We start from the raw sequence: 1,535 nt of genomic DNA, 5'->3' as shown, positions 1-1,535 counted from the left end.
TACTTACAATTATATATCACAGTGTAGCTTCGAAAAAAGTTTGATTACATTAACTCTATAAACCTAGATAAAATAATACAAAGAAAAAGTGTGTTTTGAAAAAGATTGATCTAAACACGCTTTAAATATACTCAATTAAACCATTCGTTTATAAATAAATTACGAAATTGGCAAAGGTAGTCTAGTTATCAAATAGCCCTCTCCCTCTCAGATTTGCGGAAACTGGCCCCTTTCCTATCTCACCTCACGTGCCCATATAGATAACTGGCCGATATGGTGGATTTCATGGACAATGACATGACGTATTATCTCTCCGTGTGTACATTCAATGACTCGGCGCCTGATTGGGGCGTCTCTAGAGCTAATCGGTTCTTCATTGAAATCAGTTTCTGAAAGTTTCCGAGAATCCATTTCATTTGTCCAAGAGGTCACAAATGGCTTCACTTTCTCGTGGTATTGATCCGAAAGATTTTTCACTTTTTGCAAGCTAGCATAATCTTCAAACAATGGCTCCTCAGGCACTGGTTCACCTCGCAAACCTAAGATCCACATATATTCCACATCTACAATGTGAAATAGGGTATGTAGTATACTGCCGAACCCACCGACCCGTTTCTTTACCAGTTCTTCAGCCGACATGTCTTCGCACAATGTAAACCAATCATCACGAACTTGCCAGTTATATTGAAACAGTTTCAACATCACAGCAACCTCCATCTTTTAGATTAACATTTAATATTCACCAAAAGACTTCAAAATTCCTATTTAAATAATACCTCTTATAAACCTATTAAAACCTTATACAAATTGGCCCTCAAATTGAACATTCAATATAAAGTTAATGAATGAAAAGAAAACCCCTATTATACAGGGGTTTATCAATCTTTTTATAAATCAATACTCAGACCTAATAACAACTTTGTGGTTTGAAAATATCCTTCTTTTTAAATAAAAATACTAAATCATTTTATAATAAATAACCGTTGCATCTAACTCACCATTCGGAGAAATTGCATACCCCGGTATTTTACCGGATTCTTGAAAGCCTAATGACTTGTACAATCTATTGGAAGAATCTCCTTCTCTAGTATCTAATACTAAAAGAGATCTGTTTTCTTGCTTTGCCCGTTCTTCTGCTTTTTGCATAAGTAAACGCCCAATACCATTTCGTCTATAATTCGGATGAGTCATTAACTTGCAAATTTCAGCTCTATGTATCCCATTAGGCTTTGTAACTAAATGTAATTGAATACTCCCTGCCACTTCATTGTTTATTTTAGCAACATACAATATCACTTCTGGTGCTAATACAGTTTGCCAATAATTTGTTGCTTCTTTTTGTTCCAGTGGAGGTAAAAAACCAATTGACGCCTCATCATTTACTACAGTTTTCAACAGTTCAGAAAGCTCTTCAAGGTCTTCATCAAGTCGTTTAATTTCTTCTATTACTATACTTCGCATTCCTTTTCCCCCTTTTGTTTCATTGTAACAATTTTTAAAGCAGGAATAATGAAATACTAAGATGAAATTATTAA

1 protein-coding gene and 1 pseudogene are annotated in these 1,535 nt (G+C 34.6%); both read right to left on the bottom strand.

The window, feature by feature from the left end:
• Positions 1-181 precede the first annotated feature (181 nt).
• Positions 182-702, bottom strand: a pseudogene (locus AB3X49_RS22755) (DinB family protein).
• Positions 703-957: 255 nt separating this feature from the next.
• The gene (locus tag AB3X49_RS22750; protein ID WP_088033551.1) at positions 958-1,461 is read right to left on the bottom strand and encodes a GNAT family N-acetyltransferase; all 504 of its coding nucleotides are present in this window, start codon (positions 1,459-1,461) and stop codon (positions 958-960) included.
• Between the last annotated feature and the right edge of the window lie 74 nt (positions 1,462-1,535).

Source organism: Bacillus sp. C30 (genome assembly GCF_040838255.1).
In the GTDB taxonomy this organism is placed as follows: Bacteria; Bacillota; Bacilli; order Bacillales; family Bacillaceae_G; genus Bacillus_A; species Bacillus_A mycoides.
This window is presented reverse-complemented; position numbering and strand designations above follow the sequence as displayed.

What these genes read in the sequence shown, in the direction of transcription:
- AB3X49_RS22750 (WP_088033551.1), bottom strand. Translation starts at nt 1,461, where the DNA reads ATGCGAAGTATAGTAATAGAAGAAATTAAACGACTTGATGAAGACCTT.